This is a genomic window from Chitinophaga sp. ARDCPP14 (assembly GCF_051362515.1).
GTDB lineage: Bacteria > Bacteroidota > Bacteroidia > Chitinophagales > Chitinophagaceae > Chitinophaga.
The window spans coordinates 438,867-458,409 of sequence record NZ_JBKIXB010000004.1; the positions used below are offsets into that span (position 1 = coordinate 438,867).

Sequence of the window (19,543 nt, forward strand, 5' to 3'; positions counted from 1 at the left end):
GGATACGGGTACTACGCCCCGCATCCGTTCGTTATAATGTTTACTTGTAAATCGAAATTTCAATTTTGCCGTCTTTGGTAACGGCGCCCCGGTACATGCCTTCCGTGTTAAAAGACATGGTCATGTTTCCTTTTTTATCCAGGGCAATCAAACCGCCATCGCCACCCATATCCCCTACTTTTTTGATCACCGTATTACCCGCCTGCTGTACAGAAAGCCCTTTATACGCCATGAGGGCAGACAAATCATAAGCCACCACATTACGGATGTAAAACTCACCCCAGCCGGTACAGGATATGGCAGCAGTTTCATTGTTCGCATAGGTACCCGCACCAATGATAGGCGAATCACCAATGCGGCCATATTTTTTGTTGGTCATACCGCCGGTAGAAGTTGCTGCCGCCAGGTTGCCCTGCCGGTCCAACGCTACCGCCCCAACCGTTCCGAATTTATAATCCCGGTTTTTTATACCCAGCTTGCCCGGGTTCGTATAGGCGTTTGATTTAGCCGCAGCAATAGAATCCTCCCTGATGGCACTCTGCAGGTCCCTCCAGCGCGATTCCGTTCTGAAATACGAGGGGTCCACTATTTCCAGTCCTGCTTCCTTTGCAAACTTTTCTGCACCCGGCCCTACCATCATCACATGCTCCGACTTTTCCATCACCGCCCTTGCAGCGCTCACCGGGTTGCGCACGGTGGTAACACCGGCTACCGCACCCGCTGCCCTGGTTTTACCATTCATGATGGCGGCATCCAGCTCGTTGCGCCCTTCGTGGGTAAACACAGCACCTTTGCCCGCATTAAAAAGTGAATCGTCTTCCAACACCCTTACAGTGGCTTCTACCGCATCCAGGCTGCTTCCGCCCGACTGCAGGATCTTATAGCCCGTTTCCAGTGCTTTTTGTAAAGATGCCTTGTACGCGGCTTCCTTTTCAGGGGTCATATTCTTTTTAAGAATAGTACCCGCACCACCATGGATCACCAGCACATAAGATGATGCCTTCTGTTGCGCCTTTACAGGCAAAACAAAAAGTACCATCAGAAAAAATAAAATACCAAACCTGCCTTTCATATCAAATTTTATTACGGAAATAATCAGATTGCTTTTTTCTTCAGCTGTCCCTTTTCCACCCACCACCAATACCAGGCGCCGCCACTGGCCGTTGCGGCATCAAAGTCAGCTACCCGGAAACTGCCGTTGCCGGAAGCGCTGGCAGGGATTTCATATACCTTCAATGCCTGCCCGCCATGGTTCCATTGCAGTGGTTGCCCCGGTTCACAAAGTTCCGGTTTTTTAAGACTGTCAGACATAATGAAATAAGCCTTGCTCACGCCAAAAACTTTGGCCACTCCTGCTTCATCAATACACACCGCCGTTTTTTCATCGGGCGCAATGCCTTTTGGAAAAATGCCCTGGTCTTTAATGATCCGGCTCATAAAAGTAACATGCCTGCCTTCGCGGCCACGTTTCAGGTAATGCTGGTCACTGATTACATCACGAAGATAAGGCGCATGCAGGAAATCGTTGTTATACACTTTTACCAGCGAATCATATGGATTGGCCAGCACCGAATCAGACACCGCACTGCCTCCCTCGCCGCTGTAATAAAACCCGGTCAGGATAGCACAACCCGCGCTGGTGCCGCCCACCGGCACTTTCTTTTCCTGCAGTAAATAATTGATCGCATCATTTACTTTGGTACCTCTCCATTGCAGCATGTAGCGCGACTGATCACCACCGGCAATAAACAACATTTCTGCATTACGGATAATATTGGCCACGGTATCATTATTGGCCAGTTCCCTGTTGGTAATATTCAGCGTTTCTACTGAGTTCACTTTCCCCAGGGAGTCGATGTCATGGTTATAGCCGCCATTGCCGGAGGCGGTAAGCACTACTACATCACCGCCACCGCTGCGTTCAATCATCCATTGGAAAGCGCCGTCCACATTCCCGCCACCACCAATTAACGCTACTCCTCCTTTTACCGGCGTGGTTACATCTGCCGTATCGCCAATAATCCCGATGGAAGCCGGCCGGCCGGCAATAGTCAGCGGTTTGGGCATACGCATATAACAGGCATTTAAACATATAGCCGTTATGGTTAGTACAGTTATTATTCTTTTCATCAGTAGCCGGGATTTTGTTTCATGTTTTTATTAGCTTTCGTTTCTGCATCAGGAATAGGAAATACATATCCCTTCTGACCAGGTTTCAGCAACACAGCACCCAGTGCGTTGATAGCGTCTTCCGGGTTGCGGGTTACAGACAGTCCCCTTCTTCTCAGGTCGAAGAGACGATGCCCTTCAAAGGCCAGCTCTTTGAATCGTTCGGTGTATAAAGCGGTGATCAATGCATCTTTATTACTAAAAGACTGCGGCGTGTAACCATTGATACGCGCAGCGCGCAGGTCGTTCAGGTCAGCGGCGCCATCCGCCACCCGGTTACTTTCCGCCAATGCTTCTGCACGGATCAGGTACATTTCTCCCGTTCTGAAAAGTTTAATATCTGCCAGGCCCATGCTGCCGGAAGATCCAAAATATTTATTCACCAGGTATTCAGAGTTGCCATCACCACGGGTATCGTCAAACTGTATATAAGCAGGATAACGCACATCGTTATTTTTATCGAACAGGTTAATCAGTTCAAAAGAAGGCACATATAACGCTACATCCCTGTCGAAATAAGCACTGCCGATCAACTCATCATCACTACCTGCTACCTGTTTCAGCTTCCAGATAACTTCAGATTGCTTGGTGTCTTTCCAGATGCCGGGAAAATCACTGGCGGAGGCCAGCGGCAGCGCATCAATAGCTTCTGTAGCATAGGTGATGGCATCGGTCCATTTTTTGGCGTATAAAGCTACTCTCGCCTGGATAGCAGAAATGGCCGGAAGCGTAATCCTCGTGTTATCATCTGCTTCAGCTGGGATCAGTGTTTTAGCCAGCTGTAAATCTCTTTCTATTCCAGCTACTACTTCTCCAAAAGTATTCCGGGCAGGAAAACTGTTAACGGAAGTATCCATATAAGGTACTCCCATCGCTGCCGGCTCATATGCCTCTGCATAACTCTGCAATAGCTGGAAATGACAATAAGCGCGTATCGCCAGCGCCTCTCCGCGGTACTGATCTTTCAAGGCTATCTCATCACCTTTGGCAGTAACATTGCCCATAGCGCCCAATACGCGGTTAGCGCGGTCAATGGCAATATAATACTCCCCGAAAGAAGCAGTAATAGTAGTATTGCTGGGATCTATCTGCCAGCGGTAAGTGGCTACACCGCCGCCAGTACCGTTCTCACTGGGCAGGGTACATTCATCGGTAACCAATGATACGCCGTAGATGGTGTTGTAGGTAAGACCGGCATAAGCGCCAAGCAGGCCGCCATTCAGATCACTGACAGTCCGGAAGGTTCTTCCCGGATCTATAATGCTGTCGGTAGGAGAAAGGTCCAGTTGCTTATTACAGGCAAGTGTACACAACGACAACAGGAGTGTAAAAGTATATTTGATATAACGGATCGTCATGAGCTTAATGATTTAAAAATTAACGTTCAGGCCAAAAGTGTAGGTTCGTGCGCTGGGGTAATCAAACCTGCCGTCGCCATAATTATTCTCAGGATCAAAACTCTTCCAGCTGGTCCAGGTGTACAGGTTCTGAGCCTGCGCAAATACCTGGATGCCCTGCACAAATTTCAGGTGGGTCATGATTTCTTTCGGGAAATTATAGCCGATGTTTACATTCCTTAAACGCAGGTAAGAGGCATCCTGGATATCTTTGGAAGAAAATCCCCTGCTGGCATCAAACTTAGGCAGGATGGCATTATCACCGGGTTTCTTCCAACGGTCATACAGCATACGTACCGATTGATTACTGCTGGCAAAACTTGGATTCTCGTTGTAATAATCTTCGTTGAGATACCGCATGGTTTTATCTGCAAATGTAAACAGCGCATTCAGGTAAAAACCTTTCCAGCTAACGGCCGTATTAAATCCACCGGTGAAAGGAGGAATATAAGTGCCGAATTCGGCTACGCTCAAAGCCGTTTCATTATAATCGCTTGTTTTATTACCTGACCTGTCATAGTACAAAGGATCGCCTGTTTGCGGATCCACACCGGCCCATTTAGGCGCATAGTGAGATCCGTAAGGCAAGCCCACTCTTACAATCTGTGTAGTACCCTGCGTAAATTCACCGGACACGCCCAGATCGGTGATCACATTTTTATTATAGGCAAAGTTCACACCTACCGACCAGGTGAGATCTTTTCCCTTCACAATATCTCCCTGGAGATCCATTTCTATTCCCCTGTTGCGCATAGCGCCGGAATTGAGGAACATGGTGGAAAATCCTGACGTAATAGATAACGGCTGTTCTATAAAGAGGTTATTGGTTACTTTATTATATACATCTGTTACCAGGCGGATGCGGTTATTCATTACACCCAGGTCAAAACCGATGTTAAATTCTTTGGCGTACTCCCAGTCGTAGTTCGGATTACCCGGCTGGTTAGGCACAATCGCCGGGTTACCGCCATACTGGTCGGTTCCATAAGTCCGGAAATAAGCAAAGGGGCCGAGATTGGAAAATGGATTGGCGGAAGTACCATAGCTGGCCCGGAAGCGCAGGTTATCTACAAAGCTCACATCTTTCAGGAAATTCTCTTTCTTTACTTCCCATCCAACACCCAGGGAGTAGAACCCATGCCAGCGGTTGTCCGGTGGCACGGTAGAAGCGCCATCATACCGGTAACTCGCATTCAGGGTATATTTTTCATTGAAAGTATACCGGCCTACACCAATGTAAGAAGCCAGCGCACTTTTGGTGCGGCCTCCGCCCAGCAAGGCGCTGTAGGGCGAACCGGGTGTAATGGCGGCAGGAGTGGCGGGTAACCTGTCGTCCAGGTCATAACCTGTATAATCAAATGCGCGGTAATTATTCCTGGTAAACTCAAAATAACCGGATACTTCGAAATCATGTTTGCCGGTAACTTTTGAATACGTTAACCCCGAAGTGCTCACCAGCGTAACGTTCCTGGTAACGCCTTCTCCAAAACTTCCTCTTCCGCCGTTATCCACTTTATAGCCGGAATAAGAATCCGGGTTCACATAACGCTCGGTGGTAGTTTCCCTGAAGTCGATGCCCAACCTGGTTTTCGCCACCAATCCTTTGGCCAGGATGTAATTCAGTGAAGTACCGATAATGCTTTTCAGCTGGTTATCTTTACTGCTGGTATTTAATAAGGCTTCCAGTGCATTACTGCCTTCCCGCAGATCATATACCGGGTACACATCATCGTTATAATTGGTAACCAGTGTGCCATCCGGTGCATAAGGATATTCATAAGGCAGGGCATAGTATACCGCTGCCAACGGGTTGCTGCCGCTACTGGAGGCTTCTCTTTCTATAAAGGAAGACTCAGAATAGGCCAGTCCTACGTTGATATTGGCGGTTAATTTACCCGCATTGAAATCCAGGTTATTTTTAAAGCTGTAGCGTTTTAATTCAGAGCGTTTGGCAATACCCTGCTGATCGTAATAATTCACAGAACTATAAAACCGCACATTTTCATTACCGCCGCTTACACTCAGCTGTTGTTCCTGGAATTTACCTGTCTGAAGGAAAATTTTTCTCCAGTCGGTATTAACACCTCTTAAGCTATCAATGATATGATCTGCCTCTTGTTGTTCCTGTGGTGTTTTATTGAGGTAGTCAGGATTTTTATTGGAGAACTCCCAACCCGGTCCCAGGTTAGCGCCGGTTTCCAGGCCAATCTCTTCTTCAAACTGCAGGTGCTGCAGGGAGTTCATCATCTGGAACTTGGGGGTGGTCATATTGGAAAAACCATACTGCGATTTATACGACACCGCTATTCTTCCGGCCTGTCCTTTTTTTGTAGTGATCACAATTACGCCGTTGGAACCGCGTGATCCGTATAATGCTTTAGCAGAAGCGTCTTTCAATACGGTAACAGAAGCGATGTCTGAAGGGTTGATGCCCTGGAACTGCCCTGCTTCAATGGGAATACCATCCATTACATATAAAACGGAGGAGCTGCCATTGATGGTACCAACGCCCCGCACGGTAATCGTTGCAGCGGTACCTGGTTGGCCGGAGCCGGCAGATACTACCATTCCCGGAACCCGTCCCTGTAATATCTGGTCGAAGGTAGCCATCGGTACCTGCGTAATCTTATCAGCGCCTACTACGCCGGCGGCTGCGGTAGATTTATCCCTGGTATAATTCGTATACCCGGTAACCGTTACGGCATTCAGCGTTTTGATGTCTTCTGTTAGTACCACATTGATTTCACGTCTGTTGCCAATAGTTACCTGCTGGCTGAGATACCCTACCAGTGAGAACTGGAGCGTGGTGGCATTGTCCGGGGCGATGAGCGTATAAGCGCCATCTTCATTGGTAAGCGTACCGGCGGTGGTGCCGGAGGCACGAACGGTAACTCCCGGTAAAGGCAGGTTATCTATTCCCCTCACCGTTCCGCTGATCGTAATATCTACGGCAGATGTACTTTCTGCGCCTGCATATACTACCACCAGCCCGTCTTCTTTCAGGGTATATGCCAGGTTGGTACCGGCAAATGCCTGTGAAAGCACTGCATCCAGCGTGGCTTCTTTTGCTGCTACCGTCACCTTTTTGTTTTCAGGCAGTGTTTTATCATGGAACACAAAGCGGTAGGCCGTTTGATGCTCCAGTGCTTTCAGCAATTGTTTGATACTTGTTTCTTTTACCTGCAGGGTAATGGTCTCCTGCGCGAAACAAATAGCCTGCACCTGAAGGCAGGTCAAAAAAAGAAGAACAGTTAATTTCATAGTAAGCAGCAATTTGCCGGTGGGAACAGGTTTCCCCTTCCATTCCAGGAATACAAGTTTTAACATACCTTTGATGTTGGTTTAGTTAATGATCATTCAGGACATTTTCTAGCCTAATTCCGGGGGAAGTGTTCCAGCACTTCCCCCTTCTTTATTTGGTTGATGTATAATTATTTATTTACTGATGATAATCTGACCGTTTACCATTTTAAAACTGAATGGATAAGATAACTGCAGGGCATCCAATGCTTTCAGGATCGTTTCACTTTCAAAGGTGCCGGAATACCGGTAATGCTTTACTTCTTCATCCGCAAAGGTGACCTTGATGCCATACCATTTTTCCAGCTTGCCCGCTATCACTTCCAGCGGCTCATTTTCAATTTCCAGCCGGTTTCTTACCCAGGCTATTTCCCTGGCTTTATGATTTACCGGGTCTGCGTCCAGCGGCATTACTTTAAAAGGATTGACCGGCGCCGGCAGCCCGGCAACATTCATCGTTAGCTTCTGGTTTGGTTGTAATATGATCTTTTCTTCGGGCTTATTGGCCAGCGTAACCTCCACCTTGCCTTTAAACAAAGCGGTTTCCGACTGATGGCTGCCGGCATAGGCACTTACGTTAAAAACGGTACCTAATACTTTAATATCAAAAGCGGCAGTATGTACAATGAAAGGATACTGCGCATGCTGCGTTACATCAAAAAAAGCCTCCCCTGTAAGGGTTAGCTTCCTGTTGGCCTCATTAAATCCCTCCGCCAGTTCCACGGTACTGTTCTTCCGTAAAATAATGGAAGAGCCATCCGGCAGCACCACGGTTTTACGGGGATCGTTGCCGGCATTGATAACAACCATGCTTGTTTTGGGTGAGGTGATATCAGTAACGGTGTTGGTACGGCTGAACAGGTAAATGGCGCCGGCCAGTAGCAGGATGCCCCCCAATGCGGCAGCATATTTAAATAATGGACCGGTTTTCCTGGCGGGAGCAGGTGTATTTTGCCCCAACGGCTCTTCCAGGGCCGAATGGAGCAGATCATACTGTAAAATACCATCTTTCAGGTGTTTCAACTGCTCCAGGCGGTTACCCTGCCGGGCCGACAATACCCCAATCATATACCGGGCCTCCTGTACAGCAGCCTTCTTTTCAGGATGGCGGGTTATCCAGCTCTCCCAAAATAATATATCGCTGTCATTCTCTTCCAGGCAATAGCGCTGGAAAGATTCATCACATGCAAAGTCGGCGGCTTCGAAATCCTGGAAATTCATGTAGATAATGCCTTTGACTATACAGACGGCAAAATCAATCGTTTTTCCTAAAGGTTTTATAATTTTTTTTTCGGGAGATGGGAAAGCCGGGCTTATTTCAGCATTTTCCTTAATGCTTTGATGGCATCATAAATAGTATTGTAAGCCGTTTTCACCGTTTGTGAAGTTTGTGCAGCAATCTGTTCGTACGACAATCCTTCAAAAAACTTAAGCCGTATCAGCTCTGTCTGTCGCGGAGTGAGCGCTTTCAGCGCCTGCTGCAGCCGCTGCTTTAATTCTTCGTCCTGTTGTACCTGGATAATAATTTCTTCATAAGATAATTCGCGCTCCGCTTCCTTATCAGTCATCCGGTGAATAGCTGCATGGATCTTCGACTGGTACGCCAACTGATCCAGTAGCTGTCTTTTCAGCGCGGTAAATAAATAGGCCGGCACGTTGGTTACCGGGCGCAGACTTTGATGCCGGGTCCACAGCTGCAAAAATAATTGTGTGATACAGTCCTTTACCAGTTCATCGCTGCCGCAGGTTTTCAATCCAAACCTCAGCAGATGTGAATAGGTATTATTATACAGTGCAAACAACGCCTGCTTATCGCCGTTTCTCAGGCGTTCCCAATGAATATTATTGTCTTCTTCATAAGACATAAAATGCAGGTCGTTATAATGTTGATGGAGCAGTTTCCTTCATCAATTCCCTGATGGCTGCTTCCAGTTGCTGATCTCTTCCCTTAATTATTTCTTCAGGCGCATTCCTTACACGTATATCCGGTTCCGTTTGATGATTTTCCAGGTAATAGCCCTCCCGGCTTTTTACACCCAGTGAAGGCACGCTCCAATGGAGGTTACCATCGGGCAATGTTTCCCCGGTCATGAAGGTACAACTGCCAGGCACTGGCATCCCTATCAGCTTACCCATATGGAGATACTGATAATCGAACACAAAACAGCTGCCATCGCTATAGTTGGCTTCGTTGGCAATCACCACCGACGGCTTTGTCCAGCGGAAGCCAGGCTCTATGCTTTCCACCTGCTCGTCTGTTGTATTTTTCCTGATCTCCGTGCCGCTCAGCATCATGCCCAGGTCTGAAGCCAGATCGCCTCCCCGGTTAAAACGGGTATCCACTACAATACCTTTACAGCCGGCGTACCTGCCCATTATTTCGCTGTAGGCATTGCGGTAGGCGGCGTCGTTCATCCGGTATAAATGTACATATCCCAATTGTCCGTTGCTGAGGCGTGTTACTTCGTCCCTGTTACGTTTTACCCATCTTTTATACAGAAGGTCGTTTTCTGCTTCCGGCGTAACCGGCGTCACCACTATATCCCGTCGCTGGCCACCATCATCAATACGCAGCCGGGTATTTTTACCTGCCCGGTGATTAAGGTATTGCGAAAGATCTTTATCTGCCGTAATCTCCTCACCATCTACGGCCGTAATAAACATGCCCGGCTTCAGATTAAATGCTTCCTGATCCAGCGGTCCGCCAGGAAGTATTTCACTTATTTTCACACCGTCGCCACTGTAAGATACATCGTAACAAATACCCAGGGAAGCTGTTTCTTCCTTTTCTTCCACCACATGGCTGCCCGTTGCGCCACTATGACTTACATTCAGCTCACCCAGCATTTCACTCACCATTTCGGCCAGTTCAAAGTTGTTGGCAATATGCGGCAGGAACTTTTCATAATTCCGGCCATACGCTTCCCAGTCGGCGCCGTGATAACCAGCGGTATAAAACGCTTCTTTTGTTCTTCGCCAGATATGGGAAAACATCGCCTTCCTTTCTGCTGCCAGGTCTATTTTCATGGAACCGTTAATGGTAATGCTATGCTGCGTTTGCCCCGTAGTATCCAATTGCAGGATGCGGGCATCTGCCAGCAGGAAAAGTTGTTGTTGTGCAGCGTCCCATTGCAGCGAGCAATCTTCTGCCTTCACCGACAAAGGCATCGTGGACGTTTTAGTGGTAATATCTGTTATCCACAACTGGTAAGCCGCACCGGCTTTTACCAGGTAATATAATTTGTTGCCGCTTTTACTGAGTAATACATCTGCCAGCATAGCGGCTGAAGGCGTCAGTTTTGTAATCTGTTCTGCATCTTTAAAGCTGCCGCCGGAAAACGGTAACGCATATACGTCCTGTTGCCGGCTGCTGCTCGTGGAAAAACCCCGGAGTCCGTTCCGGTCGCTTTTCCAGATCATCATCTTTCCGTCCGTTGCCCATTGCGGCGCCTCATCACCAAAGCCGCTTTGCGTAATATTTTGTACACTACCACTACCATCGGCTGCTACCAGGCCCACTTCCTGGTTGCCGGCGCCCGGCTGGTTGTATTGAAGCAGGAGATACCGGGCATCAGGACTCCAGCGGAAATACTGATCATGATCCCTGCGACTGAACAACGACGCAATGCGGCGACTTTTTCCCGAAGCGATGTTATATATTTTTAACGTTACCCTGTTTTCGATATAAGCTACTTCTTTTCCATCTGGTGAATATAAAGGCTGATAGTTTTCCTGGTTGTTGGCCAGCAACACGGTTTCCTTTCCATGTAGCAGATCCATTTCACAAAGCCGCCAGCCATGGCTACTTTCACTGGCATACAACAGTTTGGTACCATCCGGTGAAAAGCTCAGGTCTGCTTCTTCCCCGGGAGTATGCGTCCATTGCCGGATAACGCCGTGTTCCATGCCGGCGGAAAATACATCTCCCCGGAAAATAAACGCGATGTCCTTACCGGACGGTGAAACCACCCCGTATTTAATATGATCCGCTACCGGCACTACGGTTGTATTTTCCGTAACCCGGCTGGTAAGATGTATGTTTACTTTTTTGGGCGCAGTGCCCGGCGCCTGTAAATAAATATCTCCGTTAAAACCGAAGCACAGTGTGCCATTGCGGGATGCACTCAAAAAACGGACGGGGAATTGCTTAAATGTTGTCAGTTGTTCTGATGCGCCGGGACGACCGGGCCACAAACGGTGCACATTAAAACTGCCACTCTCTTCACTCAAATAACAAATGGATTTCCCTTTGTCGGTAAACACCGGTGACCTGTCTTCCCCGCGAAAGTCTGTCAATTGCTTATACGTATCGTTTTGCGTGTCATACAGCCATATATCCCTCGCCGCAGCAGATACCTGGTGCTTTCTCCAGGGATTCTCCCGGTTCTTCTTATCGTGATAAACAATGAATGGGCCGTTGAGCTTTGCACCTTCCGCAGGAACGCCCAGTAACTGGGTTACCCGTCCACCGTGTACGGATACACGATATAGCTCAGGCTGTGCATCTGAAGGAAACTGCCGGCTGTTTACCGCATCCATTCTCACCCCACCAAAAATCACCTGCTGATCATCTTCACTAAAATCATAGGGATACTCCTCTGCCGAATGAAAGGTGAGTTGTTTTTCAGTTCCTCCTTTTGCGGGTACCAGGAAAATATCGGCATTACCATAACGGTCAGATGCAAAAGCAATACTGCTGCTGTTATGGCTCCATACAGGCATCCACTCTTCCGCAGGGTTAGCCGTTAACTGTACAGCAGTACCACCCCTGGCAGCAACGGTGTATAAATCGCCTTTATAAGTAAATACAATTGTTTTTCCATCAGGAGAAAGAGAAGGATAACGCAACCAGCAGGGAGAACTTTGGGCAAAAATATATTCCCCCCAAAACAAGATGAGTAAAATAATGATCAGTCTTTTCATTCGCAGTGCATGAATGCAGTTTGTAACAGCCCGGATAAAGATACAAATATATAATTCATATTTTCCGGGTACTCTACATCCTGCTAAATGCCCAGCATCACCCGCTCTTCCTCCGCTTCGGCTTCTGCCTGCGACACATGTGGCGCATCGGTTATTTCTGTGAGCAGCAGGGTATACCCCAGCAGCAACACGATCAGCAATACCTGGTACCGCAATACAATAGGCGCGGCAAAAACGCTGAATGCAAAATTCAGCCCGATGAAAGCCCAGCACAACAACAGCGCAATATTAAATTTACGGCTGGTTTTCCAGGTACCTTTTTTAATAAGATAGCGGATCGTTTCTTCTATAAACAACAAATGACAAATCACGATCAAAGAAGGGAACAGCGACATCAGCGTGCTTTGCCAGTTATTATATTTACCTTCCGGCTTAGGCTTGTCCCCATCTTTAAAAAAAGTGGCTACCTCTTTATTCACCAGGTTAATAACAGGCCGGTTATACCCGCCCAGCACTTCCAGTTCCGGCAACAGATAAAGCTTTGTATTGCCCAGCAAATAATAGCGGGTAAAATCCCAGGGGTACTTCCGGATCATATAATTGCCGTAATCACTGCATAAAGGCGCCACGCCACACCAGCCCGCATATACATCTTTACCCTGATGCGCCAACCCATAATCTCTCAGCAATCCTTTCTGCGGCCCGTTCATGTCCCACATAAAATACGATCCGTCTGACACCACTATTTTCCTCGGCAGCTTCTTCAGCGCCGTCATGTAGTGATATACCGCCTTATGTGTTTTGGCAAACTGTGGCGGCACGCCCGCAGAATCCAGCGGCACATACTGCATCATATACATCGCGTTATTCATGATCTGCCAGCCGCTGAAAGCAGAAAATATTTTCACCCCGGAATGCTCTGCTGTTTTCTGACGGGTAAACAGTACAAACGAAACGATCAGCATTACCGGCAACAAAACAGCCACCACTTTCTGCCACGGCCGGTAAGCAGATAATAAAATCGGGATCAGCGCCACCAACGGGTAAAACATGGCATTATAGCGCACCGTAAACGCATAGCCCAGCAACAGCCCGTGAAATACCAGTAACAACGTAGTTGGCTTATGCAGGATCCACAGCAACAAAGTAATCCAGGTAAGTCCGAGCGAAAGGAACAGCGCATCTGAAATAAAATAATTGCTCAGGAAAGGGAACAAGGGATTAATAAGCAGGAAAGCATAAAAGCCATACCTGAAATAGCTCTGTGGATTAAAAATATAACATACACTGAAATAGAAGAAAAACGCACTGGTTTCCAGCAATACAAACTGCACCACGGTGAGCATCGTTTCTGAGCGGGAAAACTGGTGAAACAACCACAGGAATTTGGAATATCCTATAGGCCAGAGATTATAATTCCTGTTCTGCAGGGCCGTTTCCATATAAGAACCGGTATCTGATGTAAAATCTATGTACGGGAAAAAATGTTTGAATACCACCATCTTGATCACCGCAACAATAATAGCAGCTGCCAGGAGCAGGCCATTACGCCGGCTGGCAAATACAAAGGCGCCGAAACCGGGAGCAGGGGCAACAAGGGACCGGGGAGATAGTAATAACATAGCCTGTTTTGAGGGATTTGACTTATAGCTGCAAGTATAAAAGAAGCCACTGAATTGGCGCGTCAGTATATGATTTTCAGCGCTTTAAGGATCTTTTTTTGAGAAAAAAGGATTAAAAATTTGGTAATTATCAGAAATGTCATAATTTCGCGGTCCTGATTTGCTATTGCCTGATAGTATAACGGTAGTACGACAGACTCTGACTCTGTTTGTCTTGGTTCGAATCCAGGTCAGGCAACAACCTAATCGCCGCAGACGCTTGCTAGACAAGTGATTGCGGCGTTTTCTTTTTTATGCGGTTGTCGTTTTTGTGGTTGTTTTAATTCCAATGTCTAAAATAAATTACCGCATTACTTTTTGTCTCTCCTTTTATTAACTACTGCTATAGCATCCCAGATGCGCCAATTTTACTATCTTGATTATAATCTTTTGCGCATATGATAACAGAACAACCGGCTTCTCTCTTAAGAACTATTATCCTGCAACCTCAGAAACCATATGACAGCTATGGAGGTTTGATATTTTCAGATATTCGTTTTACTGGGGATGGCTACCTAAGTGTGCAAGGGCAATGGCCACGCGATCTTTATGTTACAGATTGTGAATTTGAAAGCCAGTTAATCATAGAAGAGATTATCCATAAGAACTATACATTTAAAAATTGCGCTTTTGAAGGAGATGTAAAAATTCTGTGTAAAGAAAGCAAGAATTTCATTCGCTTCATTGATTGTATTTTCAAGAAAGACTTGATAATAAATGGAAAACAGTTTAATTCTGTTATAATCGAAAGTAATATAGAAGGTGCGCTTTACATTGAAGCTGGAAAATTTGAAAAGTTAATAATTGGGGCCGACTTTAAGGGTAAAAAGTACTCCGTTAATTCTTTTCATATTGACTTTTCTGGCTCGAAAGGTGTAATGCTTTTTCGACATTTACTAATTGATAGGTTAACCTTATATGGGACGAATAGTAAAGATTCTGAGGCGTCTTTCTTTTCAATAAGGGCATTTAGAATTAATATATTGAACCTGTCTAATGAAGGGAAAATACGGTTCTCCGATTTAGTATGGAATGATACCCTTACAGACGAATCTTATCGTTCATTTTACTGTTTCCAATCGAATTTGGGGAAAACGGAGTTCTTCAATTTCAATTTCAATTGTTTCCAAGAAATAGAATTTATACAAAGTCAGCTTATTGAATGTGTTTTCATAAATACAGTGTGGCCGCGGCATTACTATAAGTTAAACCTCAAACTAAAGGAAGATAGGTTAGCAGACCTGAGAGAAGAATTTAGACAATTGAAGTTTGTATTGTCAAAACAAGGTGATAGCGTTAAGGAGCATGAATTTCATGCCTTAGAAATGCGGACTCTTTTACTTTTGTCAACTCGTAGATTGTTTAAGTCTCAAAACAGTGAGATTAATCGTACTTACACATGGAGGCAAAATTTACAAAATTGGGTTGTCCTTCTTCTCAGTTGGTTAAGCAGTAACTTTGGATTAAGTTGGCTACGACCCATATTTTTCATGCTAGTGGTGAACTTTTTCCTTATTTACTTAGGGATATATGGGTTTAGGCTACAAGCTCTTGCTAACATCTTCAGTTTTCACTCTTCAGTAGACTACAATGCCATCGGCAATTTTTTATACTATTGCTCACCATTCAGGAGATTTGACAATATCATAACAGGCAAAGCATCCATTTTTGATATATTAATTAGGATAGTATCATCCTACGGAATATACAATTTCATTCGTGCTACCAGAAGGTATGTCAAATAATTACACTCCTTCTTAGGCTTAAAGAGGCAAATCAGGTAAAAAATCCTTTGGCGAACATTTGAAAACCTTAGCCAATTCATTAAGATGCCGGATATTATATTTATCCCTCCGCTTATTGCTTTCTACATTGGAAATAAAGCTATCGGCCATTCCTAAATGTTGTGATAAATCAATCTGTCTTATTTTTTCCTTCTCCCTCATTTCTTTCACCTTATTTATTACAAACAAATCTACTTCCGTGGCGTGTGGCTTGCTTTCCATAGTCATTTTGAGAGTAAAGCAATGCCTATCGAAAGAAAAAACCAACCGGACATGTCCGGTTTTATCAATATTTCCCTATATTTGTTAAAATGATTTTGAACTTATGGATACATCATAGTTTTATTACTTTTGCGGGATAATAAAATACTAAGCGTGTTTGCTTTGCTCTCTTTGCTGAAAACTACGACCTTTCAAGAACAAGAGGGAAAAAGGTAAATCGCCTATACTATATTGGTGTAGGCGTTCTTTTCTCTTGTTCGGGGTGTCGTAGCCCTTCAGCAGTGATAGGAACCAACCTACACCATTTTTATGCCCGCTAGTTTCCCCCCGCCCTCACTTCATTTCTTTTAACCCTTCAATTATCCAAAAATGCAAAAAGAAATTATAATAAAAATATCATCTGGCAAGTCAAATGCAGCCCTAGACCTTCATACACTTTTCAGCGCATTGCCAACAGTTTTCAGGGAGTATGTATGTGAAGAATGCAATTGGAGTACTCCAACATTTTACAGAAAGTTAAGGACAAAGGATATGGTAAATCCCGAAAATCCGAAAAGGGTAATTTCTGCTATCAGCAAAGCCGAAAAGGATAAAATTATAGAAATAGGACTAAAGGTGTTTGAAAAGGCAGGGATGTACATAAGCAAATACAATCCTCAAACCAGTAAACAATAACAAGATTAAAGCTGGTTCTATGACTGATAAAGAATTTCTAATACAAGCCTGTGCTGAAATAGAGGCTAAGAATCTTCTATTAAAAAGGGATTGCCGCAAAATGGATATAGAAATTAAAAAATTGCGGAAGGAAATAGCCCTACAGAAAAAGAACGGAGGGCTTATTTGCAGTGGTGCGGTTAATACCCAAATCCGGCTTAATCCATAATAATAAGGTCAATAATGTGAAGGAGGCCGGACATTCGCACCCCGGAAAGGCAGCAGTTTTGCTGCCTTTTTTTATCAGCGGTTGCCTTTATCTTTTAAATAATAATAAACCGTTGTCCTGCTTTTTCTTAGTATGCTTGCTATTTCCCGGTAACTATGACCTTGCCTGAATAACTCTTTTGCGCGATTCTGCAATGTTTCAGGCGTTGCCAATTCTTTAAATTTATTATCCCTAGCGTACCGCTGTATAGTACGTGGTGAAATATTCAATAGCGTTCCTATTTCAACCGCGTTTAAACCTTTCAAATAGTATTGATAAGCCCTTTCTACAAGTAAATTATTAAACCTTGTCTTAGGGGCTGCATTTACGTTTCCCATTAAAATTCACTTTAAATTAACCTAAAATATACTTAAACGTGTCGCGGTTGTTTACACCAATATGGGTAGTTTGTTGAACTGTTTTAGATAGTACCCCCCATACGTTATTTGCCCTAAGCAATGCCCCTGTATAGGAAAAAGTATCAAACAACCTTTAAATCTATCTTAAAACCAAACACCTACCAGATACGGAACATTGATACAATACCGATCCGGTAGGTATAAAGCATTTAAGAGCCGCAATTGCCCTAAGCTGTAAACAATTGCGACTGTACAAAAACAGGGTAGTACAAAACTGGCTCGTTTCTTTCAGTCTTACGCAATTGATAGCGGATAAACGCAGCCTCTTTGTTAAGCCCCTTACAGATTATAACTATATCGTATAGCCTTGCTTTTAAGCGCAATTCTCCATTTTCATTATGTATCTGTTCCCGTAGTTGCTTTTCGCACTCAATAAAGTAACATCTGGCTAACTTCCCTTTTTCGGTACGCTGTAGCATGGATATTTCCTTTGCAGTATCCATTGTTAAAATGTAATCCGTTAATGGGCGACCACCAATACTTTTGGCCAAAATTGGCCGAAAGTCCAAACCATTATCAAATCCGTAAGCAAACATTTCCTTGCTCCACTTATGGAAAGCACGTTTAACATCTAAAAATTTGTGCAATTCCTTTGCTGATACTACGTTCTGTCCAGCGTGGTTCTGAATTTTAATTAGTCCATTCATTATTTTTAATTTTAAAGTTTGATTGTATAAATTGTTTAGCTGCTTTTCCCTTTATAGTTTCCGGCTTTTCGCCCGATGCAACAGGCATAATGTCAATTTTCGTAATCCGGTCTAACCACGTTTTAGTTATATCTAGTTCTGAGGGGTGCAACGTATCTGTATAAGTCTTTCCCCCAACCTGATAGGTGATTGATATAAAGTTTTGAATGTTCATAGCTTTAAAAATTGTGCGTTTTAAATCTCTACGGCGGTTACTGTCTTTATTTCTACAGGATTTAGCTATTTTCCCATACCGGCTTTCACTACAAAACATACTGGTTACCTGTTGACTGGATATATCCCGACCACAACTTTTACAGGTACGCCTTTGAACATTTTTCGCGCTATATATTTTAACCTGATCCAGTGAATAAATTTGTGCAGGATTCGCACTTTTTTTTCTCCTATTACTGTTAAGGGATAATGCTACCTTTTCCCCTACATATTCAAGGTGTGAAAAGGTTGCATCCACGCAGGTATTTTGCCCGCCTCCTAACTGGTGAAAAGGTTGCAGTTTTTCAGCTTCAAAAAGGCCGTTCCAATTATCTAGCAGCAAGGCATTTAAAAGAGGTTTAAGGTTCCTCTTTGAATATTTCGTTATCAGGTCGTTTAATCGCTGCCGGTTACGGGTCAATTGGTATTTACTCATGGCAGCCCAGCTTACCGGATTACTCAGCATTAGAAATTGGTTTAATTCCGGCTTTGATAGCTGCCTTTGGTCTATGGAATAATCAAAGAAAACGATACCATGTAATACTTCAATAAGCAGGCTTATCAGACTATACATTTTATCAGCTTCCGTAAGATCAGCCATTGACGTAATCCGGTAAGGCCGGAGATACCGCATTTTTTTAACCTTTACTTCAAACCGTAACATATACCCGCATGGCTGCTTACTTTGAGCCTGCTTATCGTATAGCTTTACATCATAGTCCGTAAGGCAACAAATAAGCCCCATACGCTTTACCTTTTTATCTATTTGGGTAAATGGCTTATTCCGGTAGCAAACAACCTGTTTAAATATTCTTAATGGCGAAAATGGCAACTTTATATTTACTCCAATCTCCAAACCATGCAGGGTTGCCGCACCCGGAATAACCGCGAACCTGGCTGTCAGGTCTTTTACGGTATTGACCAGCTGAAAAAATGAATAATCATTTGCATTATGCAAACCGTCATTACTGTATTTATGTAACGATCCGTTAAGCAAAAGTGCCGCTCCCGGCCCTTTAACAGATGGTCTAATTTCAAACCGCAATCCTTTATAATCCGCTATTTGCGCAACTGATATAATTTCACCGGTTGCCAAATCCACATCAACCCCGTAAACCAGCAGCGGATTACCACGCCATGCGTCAGGTTGTAAATATGGGTGATGGCTCTTTATCCAGTCTATCATATCAATTAAATACAGGGTTAAAAATTAGTGGTTTGCTGTTTGCTTGCTGATAGCAGTTTGCGTATACTCCAAAGCAATTCCTAATAATTGCCCGGTGCTGTATATGGCATTTTGCGGCATCCTGCCTTTGATACACCTTTCCAGTATTCCAATGGTCATGCGGATAATATTATCTGCAATGATCACATCAGGTATGCTTTTAGTTTCCAAATCAGGGCTAGGGTAACCGTAAAGGGCCATTAATACTGATTGTAGGATTGGAATTGAGGATTTGCCGGTAGTGTGAATAACCGCCAATTCATCAAATGCAGCGATAATGGCTCCTTCCTTTTGAGAAAGGATAGATAACGCCTTATTCATGGTTACCTCCTTTCCGGGAAATATCCTTAGCAGCTGCTACTACCTCACTACGGAGAAAACGGGTTTTATTGGCAATTTTGTAAGGCTTCAAAATACCGGCATTCATCCACGCATGAACAGTAGGTAGGGAGATTTTAAATAGCTCGGCAACTTCATGGCGGGTAATGAATACTTCGTTGTTATCAGCTATAGCCGGGGTTAACTGATCCAATCGCTTGTTAAGGTCATCAAACAACCCTAAAAGGACTGTGCCTTCTAAATTTTCAATCTGGATTAATTTGGTTTGCGTCATAATTTTTAA

At 44.6% G+C, this 19,543-nt stretch carries 17 protein-coding genes and 1 tRNA gene; 4 read left to right on the forward strand and 14 right to left on the reverse strand.

The features are described from left to right. Positions 1–40: 40 nt before the first annotated feature. The 8 genes from ACLHR0_RS14275 to ACLHR0_RS14310 all read right to left on the reverse strand — a co-directional run bounded on the left by ACLHR0_RS14275 (position 41) and on the right by ACLHR0_RS14310 (position 13,411). Entirely contained in the window at positions 41–1,072 is a 1,032-nt protein-coding gene (locus ACLHR0_RS14275) for an isoaspartyl peptidase/L-asparaginase family protein (RefSeq protein WP_436487397.1), read from the reverse strand. Positions 1,073–1,095: 23 nt separating this feature from the next. Further along, on the reverse strand, positions 1,096–2,073 hold the full coding sequence (locus tag ACLHR0_RS14280) for a cyanophycinase (RefSeq protein ID WP_436487398.1): 978 nt from the start codon (positions 2,071–2,073) through the stop codon (positions 1,096–1,098). Between the two features lie 56 nt (positions 2,074–2,129). Then, positions 2,130–3,527 carry a RagB/SusD family nutrient uptake outer membrane protein gene (locus ACLHR0_RS14285; protein ID WP_436487400.1) on the reverse strand — a complete coding sequence of 466 codons (1,398 nt, stop codon included), beginning with the start codon at positions 3,525–3,527 and terminating at the stop codon, positions 2,130–2,132. 12 nt (positions 3,528–3,539) lie between these two features. Then, positions 3,540–6,893, reverse strand: a complete 3,354-nt coding sequence (locus ACLHR0_RS14290; RefSeq protein ID WP_436487402.1) for a TonB-dependent receptor — start codon at positions 6,891–6,893, stop codon at positions 3,540–3,542. 108 nt (positions 6,894–7,001) lie between these two features. Beyond that, positions 7,002–8,087 (reverse strand): FecR family protein, encoded by a 1,086-nt coding sequence (locus ACLHR0_RS14295; RefSeq protein WP_436487404.1) that lies wholly within the window; start codon positions 8,085–8,087, stop codon positions 7,002–7,004. 92 nt (positions 8,088–8,179) lie between these two features. Continuing rightward, the gene (locus ACLHR0_RS14300; protein WP_429051063.1) at positions 8,180–8,731 is read right to left on the reverse strand and encodes an RNA polymerase sigma factor; all 552 of its coding nucleotides are present in this window, start codon (positions 8,729–8,731) and stop codon (positions 8,180–8,182) included. A 13-nt stretch (positions 8,732–8,744) separates the two neighbouring features. Continuing rightward, the gene (locus ACLHR0_RS14305) at positions 8,745–11,789 is read right to left on the reverse strand and encodes a S41 family peptidase (RefSeq protein ID WP_436487405.1); all 3,045 of its coding nucleotides are present in this window, start codon (positions 11,787–11,789) and stop codon (positions 8,745–8,747) included. 83 nt (positions 11,790–11,872) lie between these two features. Then, complete coding sequence (locus tag ACLHR0_RS14310; RefSeq protein ID WP_436487407.1) at positions 11,873–13,411, reverse strand: hypothetical protein; 1,539 nt, start codon at positions 13,409–13,411, stop codon at positions 11,873–11,875. A gap of 167 nt (positions 13,412–13,578) precedes the next feature. Here ACLHR0_RS14310 and ACLHR0_RS14315 point away from each other — a divergent pair. Next, positions 13,579–13,649, forward strand: a tRNA-Gln gene (locus ACLHR0_RS14315). Between the two features lie 199 nt (positions 13,650–13,848). After that, positions 13,849–15,195, forward strand: a complete 1,347-nt coding sequence (locus ACLHR0_RS14320) for a hypothetical protein (protein ID WP_436487409.1) — start codon at positions 13,849–13,851, stop codon at positions 15,193–15,195. A gap of 18 nt (positions 15,196–15,213) precedes the next feature. Here the strand turns inward: ACLHR0_RS14320 and ACLHR0_RS14325 are convergent, their stop codons facing one another. After that, a complete protein-coding gene (locus ACLHR0_RS14325; protein ID WP_436487411.1) occupies positions 15,214–15,456 on the reverse strand; it encodes a helix-turn-helix domain-containing protein in 243 nt (80 codons plus the stop codon). A 369-nt stretch (positions 15,457–15,825) separates the two neighbouring features. Here ACLHR0_RS14325 and ACLHR0_RS14330 point away from each other — a divergent pair, with 369 nt between their 5' ends. Both ACLHR0_RS14330 and ACLHR0_RS14335 read left to right on the forward strand, forming a co-directional pair. After that, on the forward strand, positions 15,826–16,131 hold the full coding sequence (locus tag ACLHR0_RS14330; RefSeq protein ID WP_436487413.1) for a hypothetical protein: 306 nt from the start codon (positions 15,826–15,828) through the stop codon (positions 16,129–16,131). A gap of 19 nt (positions 16,132–16,150) precedes the next feature. Continuing rightward, positions 16,151–16,339, forward strand: a complete 189-nt coding sequence (locus ACLHR0_RS14335) for a hypothetical protein (RefSeq protein ID WP_436487415.1) — start codon at positions 16,151–16,153, stop codon at positions 16,337–16,339. A gap of 74 nt (positions 16,340–16,413) precedes the next feature. Here the strand turns inward: ACLHR0_RS14335 and ACLHR0_RS14340 are convergent, their stop codons facing one another. The 5 genes from ACLHR0_RS14340 to ACLHR0_RS14360 all read right to left on the reverse strand — a co-directional run bounded on the left by ACLHR0_RS14340 (position 16,414) and on the right by ACLHR0_RS14360 (position 19,534). Next, entirely contained in the window at positions 16,414–16,716 is a 303-nt protein-coding gene (locus tag ACLHR0_RS14340) for a helix-turn-helix domain-containing protein (RefSeq protein ID WP_436487416.1), read from the reverse strand. Between the two features lie 248 nt (positions 16,717–16,964). Continuing rightward, on the reverse strand, positions 16,965–17,444 hold the full coding sequence (locus ACLHR0_RS14345; protein WP_436487418.1) for an antA/AntB antirepressor family protein: 480 nt from the start codon (positions 17,442–17,444) through the stop codon (positions 16,965–16,967). Continuing rightward, a complete protein-coding gene (locus ACLHR0_RS14350; protein WP_436487420.1) occupies positions 17,428–18,882 on the reverse strand; it encodes a hypothetical protein in 1,455 nt (484 codons plus the stop codon). Before ACLHR0_RS14350 ends, ACLHR0_RS14345 begins: the two co-directional genes overlap by 17 nt. A 24-nt stretch (positions 18,883–18,906) precedes the next feature. Continuing rightward, positions 18,907–19,242 carry a hypothetical protein gene (locus ACLHR0_RS14355; RefSeq protein WP_436487422.1) on the reverse strand — a complete coding sequence of 112 codons (336 nt, stop codon included), beginning with the start codon at positions 19,240–19,242 and terminating at the stop codon, positions 18,907–18,909. Next, on the reverse strand, positions 19,235–19,534 hold the full coding sequence (locus tag ACLHR0_RS14360; RefSeq protein WP_436487424.1) for a helix-turn-helix domain-containing protein: 300 nt from the start codon (positions 19,532–19,534) through the stop codon (positions 19,235–19,237). The genes ACLHR0_RS14355 and ACLHR0_RS14360 overlap by 8 nt, the downstream gene beginning before the upstream one ends. Between the last annotated feature and the right edge of the window lie 9 nt (positions 19,535–19,543).